General features: G+C 44.5%; 18 protein-coding genes and 1 pseudogene. 1 reads left to right on the top strand and 18 read right to left on the bottom strand.

Features of this window, described 5'->3' with window-relative positions; translation table 11 throughout:
• Positions 1 to 10 precede the first annotated feature (10 nt).
• From hpf to ELR57_RS25470, 3 genes are all read right to left on the bottom strand, one after another.
• Positions 11 to 580 carry a ribosome hibernation-promoting factor, HPF/YfiA family gene (hpf, locus tag ELR57_RS25480; RefSeq protein ID WP_126962336.1) on the bottom strand — a complete coding sequence of 190 codons (570 nt, stop codon included), beginning with the start codon at positions 578 to 580 and terminating at the stop codon, positions 11 to 13.
• A gap of 285 nt (positions 581 to 865) precedes the next feature.
• Positions 866 to 1063, bottom strand: a complete 198-nt coding sequence (locus ELR57_RS25475) for a cold shock domain-containing protein (protein ID WP_027087264.1) — start codon at positions 1061 to 1063, stop codon at positions 866 to 868.
• Between the two features lie 158 nt (positions 1064 to 1221).
• Positions 1222 to 1971 carry a glycosyltransferase family 2 protein gene (locus tag ELR57_RS25470; protein ID WP_126962334.1) on the bottom strand — a complete coding sequence of 250 codons (750 nt, stop codon included), beginning with the start codon at positions 1969 to 1971 and terminating at the stop codon, positions 1222 to 1224.
• A 173-nt stretch (positions 1972 to 2144) separates the two neighbouring features.
• On the opposite strand from ELR57_RS25470, the gene ELR57_RS25465 reads away from it, so the two are divergent.
• Positions 2145 to 4079, top strand: a complete 1935-nt coding sequence (locus tag ELR57_RS25465; RefSeq protein WP_158630176.1) for a glycosyltransferase — start codon at positions 2145 to 2147, stop codon at positions 4077 to 4079.
• Positions 4080 to 4164: 85 nt separating this feature from the next.
• Here ELR57_RS25465 and pseC read toward each other — a convergent pair whose 3' ends face one another.
• From pseC to ELR57_RS28435, 15 genes and pseudogenes are all read right to left on the bottom strand, one after another.
• Positions 4165 to 5343, bottom strand: a complete 1179-nt coding sequence (pseC, locus tag ELR57_RS25460; protein ID WP_126962438.1) for a UDP-4-amino-4,6-dideoxy-N-acetyl-beta-L-altrosamine transaminase — start codon at positions 5341 to 5343, stop codon at positions 4165 to 4167.
• 18 nt (positions 5344 to 5361) lie between these two features.
• Complete coding sequence (locus ELR57_RS25455) at positions 5362 to 6309, bottom strand: dTDP-glucose 4,6-dehydratase (RefSeq protein ID WP_126962330.1); 948 nt, start codon at positions 6307 to 6309, stop codon at positions 5362 to 5364.
• Positions 6310 to 6333: 24 nt separating this feature from the next.
• Complete coding sequence (gene pseI / locus ELR57_RS25450; RefSeq protein ID WP_192896620.1) at positions 6334 to 7386, bottom strand: pseudaminic acid synthase; 1053 nt, start codon at positions 7384 to 7386, stop codon at positions 6334 to 6336.
• Between the two features lie 22 nt (positions 7387 to 7408).
• Positions 7409 to 8101, bottom strand: a complete 693-nt coding sequence (locus ELR57_RS25445) for a class I SAM-dependent methyltransferase (RefSeq protein WP_255414983.1) — start codon at positions 8099 to 8101, stop codon at positions 7409 to 7411.
• Positions 8098 to 9771, bottom strand: a complete 1674-nt coding sequence (locus ELR57_RS25440; RefSeq protein ID WP_158630174.1) for a methyltransferase domain-containing protein — start codon at positions 9769 to 9771, stop codon at positions 8098 to 8100. Before ELR57_RS25440 ends, ELR57_RS25445 begins: the two co-directional genes overlap by 4 nt.
• Complete coding sequence (locus ELR57_RS25435) at positions 9761 to 10450, bottom strand: WbqC family protein (protein WP_255414982.1); 690 nt, start codon at positions 10448 to 10450, stop codon at positions 9761 to 9763. The genes ELR57_RS25440 and ELR57_RS25435 overlap by 11 nt, the downstream gene beginning before the upstream one ends.
• A gap of 19 nt (positions 10451 to 10469) precedes the next feature.
• The gene (locus tag ELR57_RS25430) at positions 10470 to 11789 is read right to left on the bottom strand and encodes an NAD(P)-binding protein (RefSeq protein WP_126962321.1); all 1320 of its coding nucleotides are present in this window, start codon (positions 11787 to 11789) and stop codon (positions 10470 to 10472) included.
• Between the two features lie 11 nt (positions 11790 to 11800).
• The gene (locus ELR57_RS25425) at positions 11801 to 12535 is read right to left on the bottom strand and encodes a cytidylyltransferase domain-containing protein (protein ID WP_126962319.1); all 735 of its coding nucleotides are present in this window, start codon (positions 12533 to 12535) and stop codon (positions 11801 to 11803) included.
• Complete coding sequence (locus ELR57_RS25420; protein ID WP_126962436.1) at positions 12532 to 13572, bottom strand: UDP-N-acetylglucosamine 4,6-dehydratase family protein; 1041 nt, start codon at positions 13570 to 13572, stop codon at positions 12532 to 12534. Before ELR57_RS25420 ends, ELR57_RS25425 begins: the two co-directional genes overlap by 4 nt.
• Before the next feature lie 24 nt (positions 13573 to 13596).
• Complete coding sequence (locus ELR57_RS25415; protein WP_126962317.1) at positions 13597 to 15891, bottom strand: motility associated factor glycosyltransferase family protein; 2295 nt, start codon at positions 15889 to 15891, stop codon at positions 13597 to 13599.
• A gap of 100 nt (positions 15892 to 15991) precedes the next feature.
• On the bottom strand, positions 15992 to 16318 hold the full coding sequence (gene fliT, locus ELR57_RS25410; protein ID WP_126962315.1) for a flagellar protein FliT: 327 nt from the start codon (positions 16316 to 16318) through the stop codon (positions 15992 to 15994).
• Positions 16311 to 16706 (bottom strand): flagellar export chaperone FliS, encoded by a 396-nt coding sequence (fliS, locus tag ELR57_RS25405; protein ID WP_126962313.1) that lies wholly within the window; start codon positions 16704 to 16706, stop codon positions 16311 to 16313. Before fliS ends, fliT begins: the two co-directional genes overlap by 8 nt.
• A gap of 12 nt (positions 16707 to 16718) precedes the next feature.
• Positions 16719 to 18215, bottom strand: a complete 1497-nt coding sequence (gene fliD / locus ELR57_RS25400) for a flagellar filament capping protein FliD (protein ID WP_126962311.1) — start codon at positions 18213 to 18215, stop codon at positions 16719 to 16721.
• A 12-nt stretch (positions 18216 to 18227) separates the two neighbouring features.
• Entirely contained in the window at positions 18228 to 18626 is a 399-nt protein-coding gene (locus ELR57_RS25395; RefSeq protein ID WP_126962309.1) for a flagellar protein FlaG, read from the bottom strand.
• 72 nt (positions 18627 to 18698) lie between these two features.
• Positions 18699 to 18907, bottom strand: a pseudogene (locus tag ELR57_RS28435) (hypothetical protein); the annotation flags it as partial.

Here is an 18907-nt window from a genome sequence, read left to right as displayed (position 1 = left end):
CTTCGCCTATCTATTCAGCGGACTCGATCAGTCCGTATCTTCCATCGCTGCGGCGATAAACCACATTCACCTCTCGGGTATCGGAATTGGCGAAAACGTAGAAGTTGTGTCCCACCATATTCATCTGAAGAATCGCTTCCTCCACATCCATCGGCTTCAGATTAAAGCGCTTCGTGCGGACCAGCTCGTACTCTTCTTCCTCCTCGAAGGTTGCCAACGCCGTAGCGTTGCGGGATCCGGCTCCATATTCCTCCTTGAACAAGGCTCTGGACGATCCGTCCTGGCGGAACTTGCGGTTTACCTTGGTCTTGTGCTTGCGAATCTGGCGTTCCAGCTTGTCGGTTACCAGGTCGATCGAGGCGTACATATCCTCGCTCTTCACTTCGGCCCTAAGCAGAACGCTTGTCAAAGGAATCGTGACCTCGATGGCATGCAAGCCCTTGGTGGCGCTTAACGTTACTTGCGCATCGGATAAGGGAGGTGCTTCCAAATACCGTTCCAGCCGGCTCAGCTTCTTCTCGACATATTCCCGAAGAGCGAGAGTGACTTCCATGCGCTGACCACGAATGTTGTATTTCATCTGCATTCCTCCTTTGCTGACTTCATCATACCACATCCTCATGGGCCAAATCATTACATTCGGCTAATAATTTTGAATTATTTGAAAACTTGGCTCATTTCGTGCGAAAAGAGAGGAAAGCGATTTCATAGAGTGAGACAAGGGTGCGTCTGGCGGTAGCTAAAAGCCGGATAAAACAACAAACAACCCCGGATCTCTCCGGGGTTGAGCGGCCGGTCATTCATCTAGGAAAACCGGTTCTGTATTTATCCCTTTATTCAAAGGTGACGCATACGCGTCTTATGATTACACCTTGGTTACGTTAGCAGCTTGCGGGCCTCTAGCGCCTTGCACAATGTCAAATTCAACGGATTGGCCTTCTTCGAGAGCCTTGTATCCGTCCATTTGGATTGCGGAGAAGTGAACGAACACGTCGCCGCCTTGTTCTGTCTCGATGAATCCATAACCCTTCTCTGCATTGAACCATTTCACTTTACCTTGCATGTGCTTAACATTCCCTTCATTTTCAATTGACATAGGCGAATTGGCCCGGTCCACAACCCGAATATACCATTAGGTAAAGATTGGTGTCAATGGGGAAAATGTAAGCGGTGTCAAGGCCTCCGCGTGGTTGCTCCATGCCCTCCTGTTAAGTAACCAAGCTATTCATTCATTTCTTCCCTTGAACGCTTTATCCAATTCAAAATATTGGGGTCATTGGACAACGATTCGGCAATATCAAAGTATTTCTTTGCCTTGTCTTTGTCGAAAGCTGTCATTTCCCTGCCGAGCTGCAGCCATAGCCGGGCATTCTTCTGGTCGGATTTCAAGCTCAATTGCAACAACTGTAAATTACGTATGATTTTTTTCTTTCTATCCGTTAAGTTTGGATCATAGCCGTCATGAAGAATATGCAGATCATATCTAGCTACCGGGAAGTCTTTCGGCAACTCAACGCGTTCATGGATTTGATCTCGATACCGTAGGTGGGACGGGAATATACGAAGACATGTATTGTCATAAGACGACACAATATGACCATTTATGACGTTATCCATTACAACGTATAATGCCGTTTGTTTCCCCTCTTTATCTAAAATACTCGTAATTTCCCTAACTTTGTAGCTTTGATCTTCCGGCAATACATCATCGGCATCAACGACAAAGACCCAACCGTTCGTTACCTTGGAAAGCGAGTAATTCCGAGCCGCCGAAAAGTCGTTTATCCACTCAAAGCGATATAGCTTAATTTTCTCATTTTGTTCCTGCATTCGCTCTATAACCTGCAATGTCCCGTCGGTTGAACCTGTATCGACAATCACAAATTCGTCTACGGCAGATATTACGCTAGATATACAACGTTCGACACATCTTATTTCGTCCTTAACGATCATGGCTGCCGAAACACCCATAGAAGCTCCTCCTTCACTGCGGTAGCGAATCTGAACAGTATATCGACATCCGTTCAGCAATTGTTTACAATATCGATCTCCACAAATTAGTTGCATAAGCCGATAAAAAATAGATATACCAACGTCACCTTATCCGTTACAACTAAAATTCAAACGCGCCAATGGAGGCACTTATGAGCGATCGACTGATCTCCCTCTGCATGATTGTAAAAAACGAAGAAGACTCGCTAGAACGCTGTTTGCAAAGCGTATATCGATATTTGGACGAGATAATTCTCGTTGATACGGGTTCAACGGACAGTACGGTCGACATTGCAAAAAAATATACCGACAATATTTATCACTTCGAATGGATCAACGACTTCTCGGCAGCTCGCAATGTGTCCTTGCAATACGCAACGGGCAAATGGATTCTATGTTTGGATGCCGACGACTACATGGAAGAAAAAGATATCGCCCATTTACGCAACGTTCTTAGTCGGCTGGAACCCGAGGAAGGCATTGTCTATCACCAACCCTATATAAGCATGCTGGGAGAAGACGAACGGGGTAACCTAAACGTCTCCAAGGTTGTTCGGGTATTTCCGAATTATATGGGTCTTCTATTTCATCGCCCGATCCACGAGCAAGTATATTCCACGCGAGGAGTCGCTTTGAAGTCGGCCGATTTAAAAATTCCGATCTACCATACGGGATACCAAAAGTCCGAAATCGAAAAGAAGGACAAACATGGGCGTAACTTATCCATTTTCAAAGAGATGGAAAAGAACACGAAATATAACGCCTATGACTATTTCACATTGGGAAATCAATATTCCGTTATGGAAAATTACGCGGAAGCATTGACTATTTATCAGAAGGGCATCGCAATCGCACCGCCCGACGGTTCATGGGTTGCAGACCTTTACCTCTCTGCGTTGACTGTGATGATCCGACTCGGGAAACTTTTTGATGCATGGGAATTCGTTGAAAAGTATATGCTCCCCTATACGAAATATTCGGACGTCCAAACCATCATAGCCCTTTTGGAACACCGATTAGGCTTCTGGAAACTGTCCAAACAAGGTTTCTTAGATGCGATTGAGCTTGCGGAGCAAAGGACAAGGAACAATCTCGATCCCTATCTTATGAGCCCGGAGCATAGCATGAACATTCCTTTGGAGAACCTTGCAAAAATCTATGAAAAAGAGGCCAATCTTCCGCAAAGCATCTATTATATAACAAAGCAGCTTATCGCAAATCCCCAAAATATTGCTGCGCTCTTCAAGCTTGTCGAACTGATGTCTTTGAACGAATCCGCCGATTCGATTGTTGCTTTTCTCCATAAATTATTAAATATTGAGGACCATATAAGAGAAATAAAACTAGCCAAAATCGCTGTGTCTATTGGAAATCGAGAGCTCGCTTCCCACTTTGTCGAACAAGGCGATACGCTGAACCGTCTTGAGCCTCACGAAGTATTGCGTTATCATCTGCTTCATCATAACAAGGAACGTTTTACCAGGTTTGTTTCAAGGTATGACTGGCAGCGTTCCGAGCATCACCCGCAACTGTTGAAACATTTGGCGCTCGGTACTATTGTTTGGGGAATCGACATCTGGTCCGAAGTGCCCGAAAAGCTATACGAATATCCACACCTGGATATCGCTAGAAAACTGCGAGATGGAACTGACATTTCGCAGGAGTCTGAAATCAACAATGTCCTATTCGAGATATTGACCGACCTCTACTTGCTGAAGCAAGATAATGTATACGGCGATCTCATTGATCGCATTGCGACGCTTGATTTGATAAATAACCTAACGTCTTATTTCTTCCAGACACATCAAATTTCCACCGCTTTGCAATACGCATCCCATTTATTAGACAATGATGCCTTGAACGCTAAGAATAGCATCAATCTTGCTTTCCTATACTTAGGACAAGGTAACATCGAGGAAGCAATAAATTGGCTAAATTATACAATGTCGCTCGAACCGAAGTCTAAAGATGTCATTCTGCTTATGTGCAGTATCTGCAATGATCCGATTACTAAAGAGGAACTTAAGAAACGCCTTCTTGCAATTGAACCTCGATATGCTTCTTTGTCTATGTTCCGCTCGCTTTAACATGTGGAATAAACCTTTCGGTAGCTATAGCCCATAAATCAGCTTACGAACGAACCCCCCTCTCGTATGAGAGAGGGGGGGAGAGTTAGTCGTTTTTAAGAATAACCGCTACTTCCTTAACGTTATTAATTACGTCTCGCACGTCCTGATCCGTCATTGAGGGGAATAACGGCAGAGTTAGTGCCGTTTGATAATATTCTTCCGCATTAGGACAATCGACGTAAGAATAGCCTAGCGAGCGATAGTATGGCTGTTTATAAATCGGTATGTAATGTACATGCACTCCGATGAGGCGGTCTCTCAGTGCCTGAAAGGCTCGGTTTCTGCCATCATTAAAATACTTCTCATCCCACCGCAAAATATATAGATGCCAGCTCGATTGTGCATTAGGATGCTGATATGGAACGATTAAGCCCTCAACGTCAGAGAATGCTTCCGAATAACGAGCGGCTATCTCCCTTCTACGCCGAACAAAACCGTCCAGCTTCTTCATCTGAGAGGCTCCTAACGCTGCCTGCATATCGGTCATTCGGAAGTTATATCCTAGGTCGATCATTTCATAGTACCACGGACCGTCGTTCTTCTGCATAAGCGTTGTATCGCGAGTCATGCCATGACTTCTAAACAGCTGCAATCGCTTGTAATAATGCTCATTATCCGTCACGATCACTCCACCCTCGCCAGATGTAACATGCTTGACGGGGTGGAAGCTGAACATCGTCATATCCGCTAATGCGCCTACCTTACGGTGACAATAGGAAGAGCCAAGCGAGTGAGCAGCATCTTGAATGACGACGAGCCCGCGCTCTCGCGCAAGCTCGGCAATACGGTCAATCTCTACTGGCTGGCCAGTGAAGTCTACCGGAATAATTGCCTTCGTCCTAGACGTGATAGCATGAGCCAGACGATCAGGATCAATATTGTACGTGTCCAGTTTAATATCAACGAACACGGGTCTTGCCCCCATATACAACGCACAATTGCTGCTGGCTAGGAATGTGATCGGCGTCGTAATTACCTCATCACCCTGACCTACGCCGGCGGCATAACAAGCTGCATGCAGTGCTGCTGTTCCGTTACAGAAAGCTATAGCATAACGCGCACCGACATAATCAGCTACCCTGCGCTCGAAGCTGTCAATAGCAGGACCTTGCGTTATATAATCGCTTCTTAGCACATCGACAACAGCTTGAATATCATCCTCATCGATTGCTTGCTTGCCGTATGGCAGCATCTCCGTTCTAGCCAGTGGCGCAGTCTTCATCACTCAGCCGCCTTCTTCCTATATCAGATCTGTTGCAGCGATCCAACGTTCTGTCCGCGCGAGACCTTCTTCAAGTGATACAATAGGCTCCCAACTCAATAACTTCTTCGCTTTGTCGTAATTGCATAGCAGCTTCTGAATTTCGCTCTGTGGATGAATATGTTCAACGTGCTTAATCCGGTCGGCATCCCCAACGATCAGCATCGCCAGTTCATTGACCGAAATGTCGCTTCCGAGCCCTGCATTCACAATTTCGCCGTTGACGCTATCCGAATATCCTGCTTCTGCGACGAAGCCAGCGCAGTCTTCAACATACAGCAAGTCTCGAGTTTGCGTTCCGCTCCCATAGATATTCAAGTCTTTACCCGCAAGCTTGTTCTTCAGAAAGATTGCAACAACGCCGCCTTCTCCTCCCGTTTTCTGGTAAGGTCCATACGTATTGAAAGGCCGAATGACAACAGTCGGCAAACCATATGAATAGAAGTAGGAGAGCACCATATTCTCCGCCGCAATCTTGGATCCTGCATAGGGAGAAGCCGGTTTAATCGGATGCAATTCGTTGATGCCTTGCTCATCCGTGCAACGATCATATACCATGCAAGTACTCATGAAGACCACTTTGACATTGTGCTTTCGAGCTTGCTCCATGACATAGAAGGTGCCTATGGCATCATTGTTAAAGGTCGTTCTTGGATCATCGATAGAATCTTGTACGTTAATAGATGCGCCTAGATGATAACAAATATCGAAATTATATTCATTGAACAGACGGCCCAGCAGCGCCTCATCCATAATCGAGCCTTCGATAAAGGCCTTCAAGCCAGAATGCTCTCGAAATTCAGCTATATTGGCCTCCCTGCCATTGGAGAGATCATCCAAAATCCATACGTTATGTCCATCGGCCAACAGGCGCTTCGCTACCCATCGACCAATAAAACCAGCTCCGCCGGTAAGTAAAATGTTCATCCGCGTTCCTCCACTACTTAGCTGCTAATTAAGAATATCCCAAGAAACAGGAGTCCCCTTTGTTACATCGCATTTCGCCTTTCTGCCAATAACGTTCTCCATATGTTTAGGCGGCAAGCCAAACCCTGGTCTGATCGCTCGAACGTTACGAGCAGTGAATACACTTCCAGCTTGAATATCTTCTGTAATATAAAGCGAACGTCTAAACTTCAATGAAGCTTTCTCTTTCTCCGTTGCGCCATAGGAAACCGTTCCAAGAGCTTGCCAGGCCCGCTCGCTTTCAAGTACGAGAGAGCGCATCTCTTCCGGCTCCATCGAGAAAGCAGAGTCTACTCCTCCGTCTGCCCTTGCAAGGGTAAAGTGCTTTTCTATCACGCTCGCACCTAGAGCAACACTGGCAACAGACACACCTACGCCCATTGTATGGTCGGATAAGCCTACCTCGCAATTGAATAGTTCTCTGAGATGCGGAATCGTAAGTAGATTCGTGTTATCAGGGGTGGCAGGATAGGTACTCGTGCATTTCAACAAACAGATGTGCTCACACCCAGCTTCTCTAGCGGCTCTTACCGTCTCATCCAATTCGGCAACGGTGGCCATCCCCGTAGAGATGATTATCGGCTTCCCTGTCGAAGCTATTTTGCGGATCAAGGGCAAATCCGTGTTCTCGAAGGATGCGACTTTATAGCATGGAACATCTAGCGACTCAAGGAAATCGACAGCCGTCTCATCAAACGGAGTGCTGAATGCGATAATCCCCAGTTCCTTGCATCTCTTGAAGATCGGCTCGTGCCATTCCCACGGTGTGTGGGCTTCCTGATATAATTTGTACAGGGAATTTCCTTCCCATAAGCTCTCTGGATCTTGAATAAAGAAATCGCCTTCGTCAATATCCAGAGTCATCGTGTCAGCCGTGTAAGTCTGAAGCTTCAAAGCGTGAGCGCCGCTCTTAGCCGCCGCTTCTACAATTTCCAAAGCCCGCTCTAACGACTGATTATGGTTACCGGACATTTCCGCAATGATAAAAGGCGGATAATCTCGTCCGATTTTCTTATCCCCGATTCGGAAAACGCTCATGATTACTGCCTCCTAGTTCTACTTACTTGGTAACAATGATAATGTAATCAGAATTGTAATCTTCTAATGATTTCATAGACATCTCGGATATTCCAACTTGCACATTCGTAAACGAAGCAAATAACGACCGAATTTCTTCTTCCGTGAAGAAATGCATGACCATGCCTTCTTCATTCGTAAAGTTATCCGTTATTAAGAAAGTGTTGTCGCCAAGTTCGTCTCCTTTGCCATATCGCATATCCTTCACGCTTCTTACAACGATCAACGCTCTAGCGCCTGGCTTCATCACCCGGAACATTTCGTTTATCGCCGCTTGAATATCAATCACCTTAAGATATAAAAGCACGCCGTGACAAATTAGTCCATCAAAGCTCTGATCCTTATAGGGGAGTTGAGTCATACTTCCTTGTACAACATCAGCGGACCATCCGTTCGAAGCAATAATCGATTGCGTACAAGCTACAGATTCTTGCGAAATATCCATCCCTGCAACTTGATAGCCTGCTCCTAGCAAATAGGCAACATGTCTGCCTGAACCGCAGCCTAAATCAAGTATTCTAGTGTTGGAGATATCGCTGCTAAAATTCGATTTAATGAAACGAACAACCTGTTCGCTAGGATACTTGAGCCGCAGTCTCTCTATACTGTGTACGAGATCCCACTTGTCTCTTTGATTGTTAAGGTACACGATCTCAGTCCCCCTTCCGCTTGCTATTTGGTAATCGTAATTAATAGATCAGAGTCTACATCCGCAAGGCTGCTATAGCCTTCTCGATGGAAGCCAATCGATATTTCGTTGAATCCGACGAACATTTCCCTCACTTCTTCTACCGAGAAGAAGTGAATGGTCATCTTCTCTTCATTCGAGAAATCGTTATCCATCACATAAGTGTTCGGTTCGACTTCAATTCCTTGTCCATATCGCTTATCATCCAATGCCCGCACGACGATGAACGCTTTTCCTCCAGGTTTAAGAACGCGATATAGTTCATCGATTACTCTCTGCACGTCTGCCTTTATGAAATAATAAATGACAGAGATCGAGATGACCCCGTCAAACGATTCATTCTCGAACGGAAGCGTAACAATGGACCCCTGCACCAATTCGGCTGATAAATTCAATTGCTCTAGCCGCTGAGCGGTATAATGAAGCCCTTCCTTCGAGAAGTCGATTCCTGTCACATCGTAGCCTTCGCTTGCCAGAAACACGACATGTCTACCTGTTCCGCAGCCTAAATCAAGTATCCGGTGACCTTCCCCTTGATTGAAGTTTCCTTTAATAAACCGTATAGTCGTCTCGCTTGGATATATCAATCGAAATCGAGCGGAGTGATGCAGTTTTTCCCATTTGGTATGGTTATCATCAATATACATAGGATGTGTGCCCCTCTCTACAATGGATTGGATCAATTGCACAATCCGCTCTGAACCTCTCGCATCGATTAACCTGGAAGCCGTTCGTGATAAACTTCTCCTGAATTCGGGTTCCATCATGCGCTGCATAGCCTCGTCAAAATGGGCATTCGTCAATTGGTTATGTATACCGAGATTAACAATCGCATTCAAATTCTCAAAGGCGGCCGCTTCATCCTCTTGCTCTTGGTTCTGATTAATGGTCACGATCGGAACGCCAACGCAACTGGCCTCGTAGAGTGTCATCCCCCCGGATATAATAGCTACATCCGCGTGACGAAGCCGTTCCGACATGTTGTTGACTCCGCGATATATGCTCACTTGGTGGCGAGATTGTAACTCTTTCTCGTTTATGTCCGCATGAGCCCCTAATATGATTTCAATGCTTAATTTATTCACAAGACAAGAACACTTATTCAATAGTTCTAACGCTATCGGCGTAATCTTGCCCGGGTCAGTGCCGCCGAAGCTTAACAGTAAACGTTGCACGTGCTCTGATATGTTCTTCTTATAAACATACGCAGGTACGTATTGATCGCTCAGAATAATGAATTTCGGCCCAAACAATCTAGTCCCAGTCTGTTTGGATTGATCGGCATACTTCACGCTGCAGGAAATGCTGTAGTCATATGTCTCTGGATCAATCGGTTCGTCGGCATCATTGATCAGGCATATGGTTACCCCCGTATGACGCATCTCTATCATCGCTTCTCGATTCAATCGCTCAATCGGCCCATCTACGACAGCCACTATTGGAGACTCTTTCTTCAGATCAGCTTCTAGTTGTTCAAATGTGCTATATTGCTTATCAAAGCCTTCTATATGAATATCTTCCATAGGGGCAACCGCATATAAACTAACGGAATTTAATCCTAATCGCACAGCCTTGTCTCGTAAAACCTTCAGACGCGTTGCATGCCCCATTCCAATTGTTCTGCCTGCCATAGCGATAAACACAATTTTAGGATACATGGGATGACTCCAATAAATATTCCCTTGCGCGTTCAAACCCGACATTGGATATCAGGTCTATAATTGACATATAAGGAATGAATTCCGTCGCATTGCGTTGTGGATATAGGAAAGGTTGAAACATATGATACGAAAGTTCGAGAGGTTCAACCGCGAACAGCGCTTCCTCTTCAATATATTGCCGTGAACCAGGCGCACTCACGTAATGAGATGCACCAACTGATTTGCATATATTTATTAAATAGGCAGACTTCGTGCCATCTGCGGATAATTCGCTGCTTCTAAGAAGCTTCGCATTCATATGAAGCGCATGTTTTATCGCACTAATAATATTGATATTCAACTCGCAAAGCTTAGAACCTGATTCTTGATAACAACGCTCTATCAAATGAATGATTTCATTTCCGTACGGATGCTTTCCGTAGGCATGCCGAAGCTTAAGTATATGCTCCTGTCTCCATGCTTGTGTCTCGTCCGTTACTACATCGTATATCAATTGTTCCTGTTTACCTCTGGACATTACCGGAACGGTCAGGAACGCTTCTCTGCCTTGTAGAACGATTCGATTCCGCTGTTGCCACGATCTTCTTGCAAATTGAACATCATCAAGAAAAACAAACGTATCTACTGTGCTCATAAGATGGAAATATCCGGCCCACGGCAGGTAAGTAGGCTGCATTATCGCGCATTTCATTCCATCACCCTAATTCCTTAACTGAATGATATGTATTTATTAATACATCGTTTAAGAAAAATCCGCTGCCATTCGACTTTCCCACCATTAGAACATTGTTAAAGTTTTGATTGATATAAGATACCTGCTCGTTTAACTCATTCACATACTGTTTAGTTAATAGCGGAAACCCCGTTGGAAGCTCCTCTGTTTTGCAATATAGCAAATTGCTTAGATCCTTAAGCACTTGCATTCGTTTCAATTCATCCACTATCGTCTCTGCACGTATATCACAATGGTCATCGGAGAACAAAACTTCCACCGTGCATCGATAACCATTATGTTCACTATTCATATTCGCATAGAATGTAATCCTAAAGCTGGAGAATGTCTGGTCATAATTGTTCAAATACGCACAATCGCAATTAAATGGCGCATCAAAGACAAAGTGAAACAGCTTGACCTTTCTGATCTTCGGCATTTTAACTGTGCCGTCTTGTTTCACCATTTTGTATAATATCCCCGGCGGTATTGACCATACTAGCTGATCTAATGCAATTTCTTCTGTAGATGTACGAACAGCTCTGACTTTACCATTCTCGTGAACAACTTGCCGAATATGGTCATTCAAGATAACTTCGATACCGTTCCGTCTTAATCGATCTTCCAGGATAGAAATCCACTGCCCTATACCGCCGCTATGCGGATAGTAGCTTCTGCGTTGATCAACAATTTGGTGGAATGCTATCTTGGAGTCCAAATAGGGAGATCCTTTTAATTCCGCACTAATATGTTCCGCCAGAATTTTTATTCGTCTGGGAACAAACAATTCATGCGCTCCAGGTATTAGCTGATCTGCTGTTGTATTAAACAATTTCTTAATGGTACGGGCAAAAAGCTCATCTGCGAAGGTTTGGCCGTATTCCATCACTAGTTGGTCCGCTAGATTATCGATCCGGCCCTCTTCTACAGGCTTGCTGTTAAGCAACTCCACTACTCCTTTGTAATAAAGCGGCTCATCAATAAGCCTGGCATCGATACATGGACCTTCATGTTGTATCGTTCCATTAAAATATGTACTAACTTTTAGTGGGGATATTAATTTCCAGTCGTTCATAACATCTTTTAGAAGAAGCTCGTCGAGTTCCAAGATCCCTGTTTCTCCAAGCAAGTGAGTGCCGCAATCGAAAGAATAGCCTTCTTCGGTAACGCTCGAGTTTAATAATCCCCCGAGAACATCATTCTTCTCTATAAGGATAATTTTCTTAAACCGTTCACTTTCACTTAATAATAGCGCGCTCAATATACCTGCTATTCCTCCACCTGCTACAACTGCGACGCTCATATCATCCCCACCTAATTATGCAGTTTCTTCTGTTGGACTCTATTGTTAATAGAGGAGATGTCAGGATGCCGATTAATGATCGGAACAACGGACTTCCAGGAATAATCCTCTGTTCCGGTGTCCATTCGCTTAAATAATTCTATCATAAACTTCATATCTTCTTCCGTATCAAGCGTCCATCTATGATGCGACAAGTTCTCTTCATTCTTGAGACATAATAGGAAGTCCGGCGAATTCGCTTCATATATATAAGGTGTTACATGTTCCCGCTGATAAGGCTCCCGAGCTGTACGATACGCTTCTTGAAGCGCACTCATACGAAACACTTCTACATCAAGCCCCCGAGGAAAGGTTCTCTCTAAATCATTGCTGCAGTATACCGCTTCTTCGCTATTATGGAGCATGCTAATGACCTTATCGCAAATCTCCGGATCTAGTAATGGACAGTCCGACGTAACTCGAACAACGACGGTTGCGTGATGGAGAACGGCGGCTTCGTAATACCGTCCCAGCACATCCTGCTCGCTTCCCCTATAGCATGGAACATCTAGCGTCAAGCAGAACGCCTCAATGGCATCGTCTTCATTGTTGTCCGTCGTCGCTACAATCACCTTGTCCGCGAGCTTTACTCTCCTGCAACGCTCAATTACATGCTGGAGCACATGCCGCCCATTCAGCTTCACCATCACCTTACCCGGTAACCGAGTCGAGCCCATTCTAGCCTGAATAATAATAACGGTACTCATTTAACAGCGAACCCTTTCCGTACGGAAGGCTTCTGTTTTATTAATTGATTATCGATAAGAATGTTACGCACTTGTTCTTTCGTCATACATTCAACCTGATCCGAGCTATAGCTATGGGTTTTGGCCGGAACCGCTCCTTTATATGTACTCTGCCTAAGAAAAGAGTTCGGTATGACAAACATTTTTTCCATCTCAAATGCGTGACCCGACTCTTCCTCTGTCATAAGCTCCTCGTACATTTTCTCGCCCGGCCGAAGACCAATTTCTTCGATTCTGATCGATTCTATTGGAAGTCCGTTATGTTTGCATTCTTCCTCAATGATACATTCGGCCAAATCCTGCAAGCGGATAACTGGCATCTTCAGTACGAAAACTTCTCCTCCCTGAGCTACCGTCATGGCATGTACGGTCAGTTCTGTCGCTTGTTGGAGCGTCATCATAAACCTCGTCATGTCACGCCGTGTCAACGTGATGCCGCTACGCTCTGCAATCTGCTGCCGAAATAGTGGAATAACGGATCCTCTAGAGCCCATCACATTGCCGAAACGAACAGCCGCAAAAATCGTATTGCTTGTTCCCGCTTGGTATTGCCCTGCTAGAATCAATCGTTCAGCCATCAGCTTGGATGCCCCGTAGGTGTTTGAAGGTGCGATAGCTTTGTCCGTGCTTGTGAATATCGTCTTCTGCACACCGCATTCGAGCGAAGCCTGAATAACATTCTGGGTCCCGATAATATTCGTCTGGACAGCCTCGAACGGATTATATTCGCAAGCTGGCACATGCTTCATTGCTGCGACGTGAAAGACGTAATCGATATCCTGCATCGCGCGTTGTACACGATCGTAATCCCGAACGTCACCAATGAGATAACGAATATTGCGATATTCCCGCATCTCTTGCTGAAGCTCGAATTGCTTATGTTCATCTCGACTGAATACACGCACGACAGTCGGCGACTGCATAAGAATATGCCGCAGAAGGCTTTGCCCGATCGTCCCTGTTCCGCCGATAATCAATATCTTCTTTTTATAAAAAATACCTTCCATTTTACATTCACCCTCTTATTGAAGCTGACTATGCGTTCCCAATCGTCTTGCTGATTCTTCTAACAATTGATGAAATGCCGGGATGCTATCCAACATATTTTTCACGAACGGACTCATGCTGTCGAAGATCAGCTTGGATCGCTTGATCATATCCTTCTCCTTGCTCAAGTCCGCAATCTCGCGCTCAAACACCAAAAACTCGTTGCGGAACACTACTAAAAATATCATATCGAATATGTTGCTGTGCACGAAAGAGTTCCACTTCTTATCAATTTCAACGATTAGTTCGAAGCACTTTCTCTGATTCGTTCGGCTAAGCAATTCAAGTTTTCTCACATTCCTGGAAATCCACAATAAGTCGTCCTTTGACTTCATCAACTCGCTCGGCAAATGCTGGATTTTTCTGAGAATGCTTTCCGCCCTTTCAAGGCAATACCCTGAAAGTTCCTTTTGTGCGTGAAGAATGTAATCCTTTTCCACATGAATATGATGAACACGACTTAACACAGCCTTCAGCGGTTCCCACTTTGTATGCTGGATTTTGGCACCCAACTGCGACGTGTTCACGAATTTAACTTCTTGGAAACTAGCAAGAACATCCTCAATCCCCGAGAGGGTAGCTCTCATCCCTGAGGTCGTGCGGTTATAGCCGCCACGGACATTCTCCACCCTAAGCGATTCCTTATCATCCATAGCCGCACTTATCTGTTCTACGGTCAGGTGCTTCGCTCCTGGTGAATACAAATCATCCGTTGGATAAGATAAATCTTGCCCCGTTAATACGACTTCTGAACATCCGAGATAAATTGCCAATTGGATTGCAACACCGGTTACCGATTGAACCGGGTCGAAAATGGGATCGTCTTCCGTAAACCCAAAGAGTCCTCTTATGGTATTGTCATTACTTAGGAAAAAGTGAGCAAGATTGCTATCCCGATTCTCGACGATGTGATACTCAATTGTCGGCGTAAACACGAATGGAATATCACTCGTATCCAAATCTTTAAATACGTTATAGTTCGCTTCGCCGCCGTCTATCGAAATGATGAGATGCGGCTTAATGCCGTAATGCAACAACGACTGAATCGTTGAGCCTGCGGCGATGACAAGCGCATGATTCTTGAGCTTCTTTAACGTTTCAATATCGTGTTGAAGAGACGGACCCGCTCCTGCGACGACAGCAGTAATGCCTTGGCACCGGTTCTTCCAGCCGGCGATAGAAGGCGTTTGTAATATTTGGGGTAGATTCATAAAACTATTCTTAACCCACTGCATCCCGAAGTACTTAAAGGTACCAATGGAGTTGTTGTAATTCATTATTGCAACTTTAGCATCTGTAAAAAACTCGAGTTTTTCGGGCCCCTTCAATTTATCGTATACAGGCAAGGACAGCACATGCGGCTCGCCACTCATATACTTTAAGAATCTGTAGATCAACTTATTGCGATTGTTCTTATCCCGACCTACGAAAATATCCCTAATATTAAGCTTTCCGAACGTTTCTTGGTAATCCACTGCCCACAATGCCGATAGGAAAATTTGCTCATCGGGTTCATAAATGAACAGATTGTGCTCCGGGAATGTTTCAAAGAATGAAGTAATGTGATAGCCTAATCCAAATCCGAATAGCAGAATGAACGGTTTATCTTGGACCGTAGGGGCTATCCCTCTCACCCATGCTTGCGCTTCCTGGACTGGATTATAACGACTAGACAAGTATGACAAACGTCCCTCAGAACAAACAGCGAGGTTCAATAGCCCGTTCTTAGCACTCTCAAAGCGATAATTTACGGCGTCTCGCTGCACTTGAATCATCTGCGAATACACATGTGGGAAATTGAACTTTAAGTACATCATATTTTTCTCGAACAACTTCGGGGAAATCTGTATCAGCTCTGGCTCGGATTCCTCGTCATTGCTTATTGTTGTTTCTTGTCCAGTCAACTGATTGTACAATTCAACGAGCATCGGAACCCATTCATACCGCACGATATCGCTAGCTTCGATAAACTCATCTTCATCGATCGAGATGTTAAACGCTTGAAAATACCGTTCGATCTTACTTGAAGCTGTCCGTAATGCACTCGCAAGTCGTATTTCCCTGATTTGTTCTAGTTCTGGATAAATTGTCTTTGAGGTTTGATATAGGTCATTTAATCCTTCTACAACATCGGCAAGAGCGTTCCAAGCTTGTTCATCCATCGGCACGACAAGTCGTTCCGAGAGCGAATGACAGGCCTCCATCATTCTCGGCAGAAAATGAACGATCTGTGCGATGGTTTCCGTCGTTTGCGAGTTTAACTGCTGCATGAACGTTCCCCCTACTCTACTATTTTATATATCGGAATAAACCTAGTTCAAAATAAGAAGAACCGTCCGATTTCCTCATGGACGGCCCTTCCAATTTCTATCATTCCCTTTGATCAAACATGAAACCTTCAATGGAACTATTATTGTCATAAGCATTTTTTTGTTTCTTATAATTTTTGATTCGCAAGAGCGCTTCAGATGCCTCTTCCTTTATCTGTTGCATATTACTTGTGATAAAGAGGTCATACGTCATAATTTCCCGAACGATCCTCTGCTGCTCATCGGACAATGTGCCTTGCGCGGTCATTTGATTGACTAGCTTCTGACGCATTTCTACGAGCGCCTCATAACGAGCGTAATTAGCAGTTAATCCCGCTTCATACAGTTGTTGGGTTTCCTCCAACACTTCTTGCAACAGCTTATCCATGAGTAGCCGCTTCCGCCGTTATCAGGCTGGATTTACTCGCACTTACCCATGATCCCCTCAGTTCAACCAAATAAGATATTACTTCAAGGGCCGGCTCTTTACTTTTCTTCATATTTGCATTTATAAGCTGGTAGAGCATATACTCATAAATCCTTGCTAAATCTGCTGCCAAAGGATACTGATGATTCAGCGAAGCAATCAATTCGTGCAAGATATTCTGCGCTTTAACTAAATAGGTATTAGCCTTCTCTATAGCATTATTATCAATGGCTTCAATACCCTGCTTCACAAAGCGAATCGCACCATCGTAGAGCATCACAATCAACTGACCAGGGGAAGCTGTCTGAACAGATTGTTGTTGGTACTTCTGGTATGGATTGGACTGCAAACTCTTCACTCCTTATCCAAGCATACTGGATATACTGCTAGACTGACTATTATACCTATTTATAGCAGTCTCCATTGCCGTGAACATTTTGTAATATTGCGTCTCAGCATTATTAAGTCGTTCTTGCTCAAAGTCTTCTTGTTTCTTCATTTCACTGATTTGAGTACTCAGCAAGGAATTAGCAAGAAGAGTGGTATTAAGATCGGTGCTATAAAGCGATGTCCCTGCCTTCGTCTGCAAGCTCTTTAATGCTTCCATTGTCGTGTCCAATACTTTCGAAAATAAGCCGGAAGATGACCCTGAGCTTTGTCCGCTAAAGAGATTCACGACCTCATCAGGATTCGACTCTAACGCTGTTCGCAGCTTCGATTCATCAAGGTACAGTTTCCCTTGCTCGCTATAACTGCCGGTTGTGATACCAATCGAAATCGATTGCCCATTCGCATCCTTAATACCCGCTACTAAGGAAGTCATTTCGAATCGAAAGTCTGATATCATCTTCTTAAGCGTGGAATCATTTTGAAGCGTGCCGCTTCTAGCTTTATCTTGCCATAACTTAATCTCATCGTCTGTCATCCCCTCTTTCTCGTCACTCGTGAGAGGATTATACTTATAATACTTTTGTTCTGACAGCTCAGAGTTAACGGCACTAATCAAGCTATTGTAATCGCTAATAAACGATTTAACTGTCTCAACGATCTTGTCCACGTCGCGTGTAGCTGTTAGCGTAGTGGAACTTCCCGTGGCAGTTTTCGCATTGACAGTAAAGGTATATCCGTTGACCGAGAATTTGTTGCTATCGCTTTCGTAAGTTATTCCATTTATTATGACCTTAGCCTGGCCACCTTTAGCCGCTTCTACTCCATTTATTCCAATAGAATTTACATCTATCATCTGAATATCTAATGTACCTGTTTTAACCGTGTTGCCATTACTGTCAACGGTATTAGCGCCTACACCGGTCTGTGTAGCAGATATAGAAAGCTGACCATCCTTATAGAGGGCGGTTGACTTCGTAGTGCCGGATTTTGCATTAATTGCTGTCGCAAGATCCGACAACTTGCTAGTCTTGGATAAAGTAATTGGTTCACCGTTAATCGTTACAGTTACATTGGTACCATCCGACTCAAGTAGATCGCCTAACTCTGTCGTATCGTTCGCACCAGCGAAGGTGAATACTTTTGTTGCAAATTCTGCTACAGATTCGACTTTCACATTCAAGCTGCCCGAAGCGCTTGAGCTTGTCGAATTGACGGTTACCGCACTCTGATCGCCGCTGACAGTAGTTGACTTCGCATTGATTGCGGTGGATAAATTGTAATTACTTACCTTATTATTACGAAAATCTACGATCTTCGCAGCCATCGTACGATAGTCTTCCTGCTGCCATTCGAGCTTCGTCCGTTTCCTAACCATATTATCCAGCGTAGCCTGTTTCGCCTTCATTAGTTGCTTAACGAGAGAATCGACGTCCAATCCGGACGCCATACCTGTAATTCTCGTTACCATCTGTAAGCCCTCCTACACCTTCTGGTCGATTAATATGCCGGCAAATTCCATCATTTTAGCTACCAAATCCAATGTCTTCTCCGGCGGGATCTCTCTAATCAATTCGCCGGTTTCTTTATTCATCACTTTAATCGTGACTGCCTTGGTAGCTTCATGCACCTTCATCTCAATAGTGGTCTGCGGGCCTTGAAACTCCTTTATCGCACGATCAATCGCCTTGATCAATTGCGCTTCGCCAATCGACACTTTAACTCCTTCTTGCTGAGCAGTCTTCAATTCTTCCCCCGTCTGAACGAACTGAACGAAAGTATCCCCGGATGATTTGTTCTCCTGAGTTGCACTTTCCTGTCCACTTGTCGCTAAATGAACAGGTCTTGTCGAATTGACTGCACTAACTCCATGAGTACTCATGAATTCACCCCGTGTTTAAATAATCAATTAATCTATATATCGTCATTTCTGGACAGTAAAAAGTTCTAAAGCTTAAGAAGCCATTGAATTGGCGTCAAAATCGGACGAATTTTGCTTGGAACGGATTATTTTCGTTATGGATAACTGTGGATTTTGGGCAAACAGGCGAAAAATCGACTTGCGCAAGTATGCCGTTACCGTCGCCTCCGAGACGATGGACTTGGACGGCGTACGCAAATAACGGAAGAACAGTGCAGGCGTTTGACCGGAAAAGCGTAGAG

The sequence above is a fragment of the Cohnella sp. AR92 genome, from assembly GCF_003990975.1.
Classification (GTDB): domain Bacteria; phylum Bacillota; class Bacilli; order Paenibacillales; family Paenibacillaceae; genus Cohnella.
The sequence above is the reverse complement of the archived record's forward strand: the minus strand, read 5'-3'. Positions and strand labels throughout refer to the sequence as shown.

Bases quoted from the DNA above. Each gene is read 5' to 3' on its own strand.
- hpf (WP_126962336.1), bottom strand. From the start codon at position 580: ATGAAATACAACATTCGTGGTCAGCGCATGGAAGTCACTCTCGCTCTT.
- ELR57_RS25475 (WP_027087264.1), bottom strand. From the start codon at position 1,063: ATGCAAGGTAAAGTGAAATGGTTCAATGCAGAGAAGGGTTATGGATTC.
- ELR57_RS25470 (WP_126962334.1), bottom strand. From the start codon at position 1,971: ATGGGTGTTTCGGCAGCCATGATCGTTAAGGACGAAATAAGATGTGTC.
- ELR57_RS25465 (WP_158630176.1), top strand. From the start codon at position 2,145: ATGAGCGATCGACTGATCTCCCTCTGCATGATTGTAAAAAACGAAGAA.
- pseC (WP_126962438.1), bottom strand. From the start codon at position 5,343: ATGAAGACTGCGCCACTGGCTAGAACGGAGATGCTGCCATACGGCAAG.
- ELR57_RS25455 (WP_126962330.1), bottom strand. From the start codon at position 6,309: ATGAACATTTTACTTACCGGCGGAGCTGGTTTTATTGGTCGATGGGTA.
- pseI (WP_192896620.1), bottom strand. From the start codon at position 7,386: ATGAGCGTTTTCCGAATCGGGGATAAGAAAATCGGACGAGATTATCCG.
- ELR57_RS25440 (WP_158630174.1), bottom strand. From the start codon at position 9,771: ATGTATCCTAAAATTGTGTTTATCGCTATGGCAGGCAGAACAATTGGA.
- ELR57_RS25435 (WP_255414982.1), bottom strand. From the start codon at position 10,450: ATGCAGCCTACTTACCTGCCGTGGGCCGGATATTTCCATCTTATGAGC.
- ELR57_RS25430 (WP_126962321.1), bottom strand. From the start codon at position 11,789: ATGAGCGTCGCAGTTGTAGCAGGTGGAGGAATAGCAGGTATATTGAGC.
- ELR57_RS25425 (WP_126962319.1), bottom strand. From the start codon at position 12,535: ATGAGTACCGTTATTATTATTCAGGCTAGAATGGGCTCGACTCGGTTA.
- ELR57_RS25415 (WP_126962317.1), bottom strand. From the start codon at position 15,891: ATGCAGCAGTTAAACTCGCAAACGACGGAAACCATCGCACAGATCGTT.
- fliT (WP_126962315.1), bottom strand. From the start codon at position 16,318: ATGGATAAGCTGTTGCAAGAAGTGTTGGAGGAAACCCAACAACTGTAT.
- fliD (WP_126962311.1), bottom strand. From the start codon at position 18,215: ATGGTAACGAGAATTACAGGTATGGCGTCCGGATTGGACGTCGATTCT.
- ELR57_RS25395 (WP_126962309.1), bottom strand. From the start codon at position 18,626: ATGAGTACTCATGGAGTTAGTGCAGTCAATTCGACAAGACCTGTTCAT.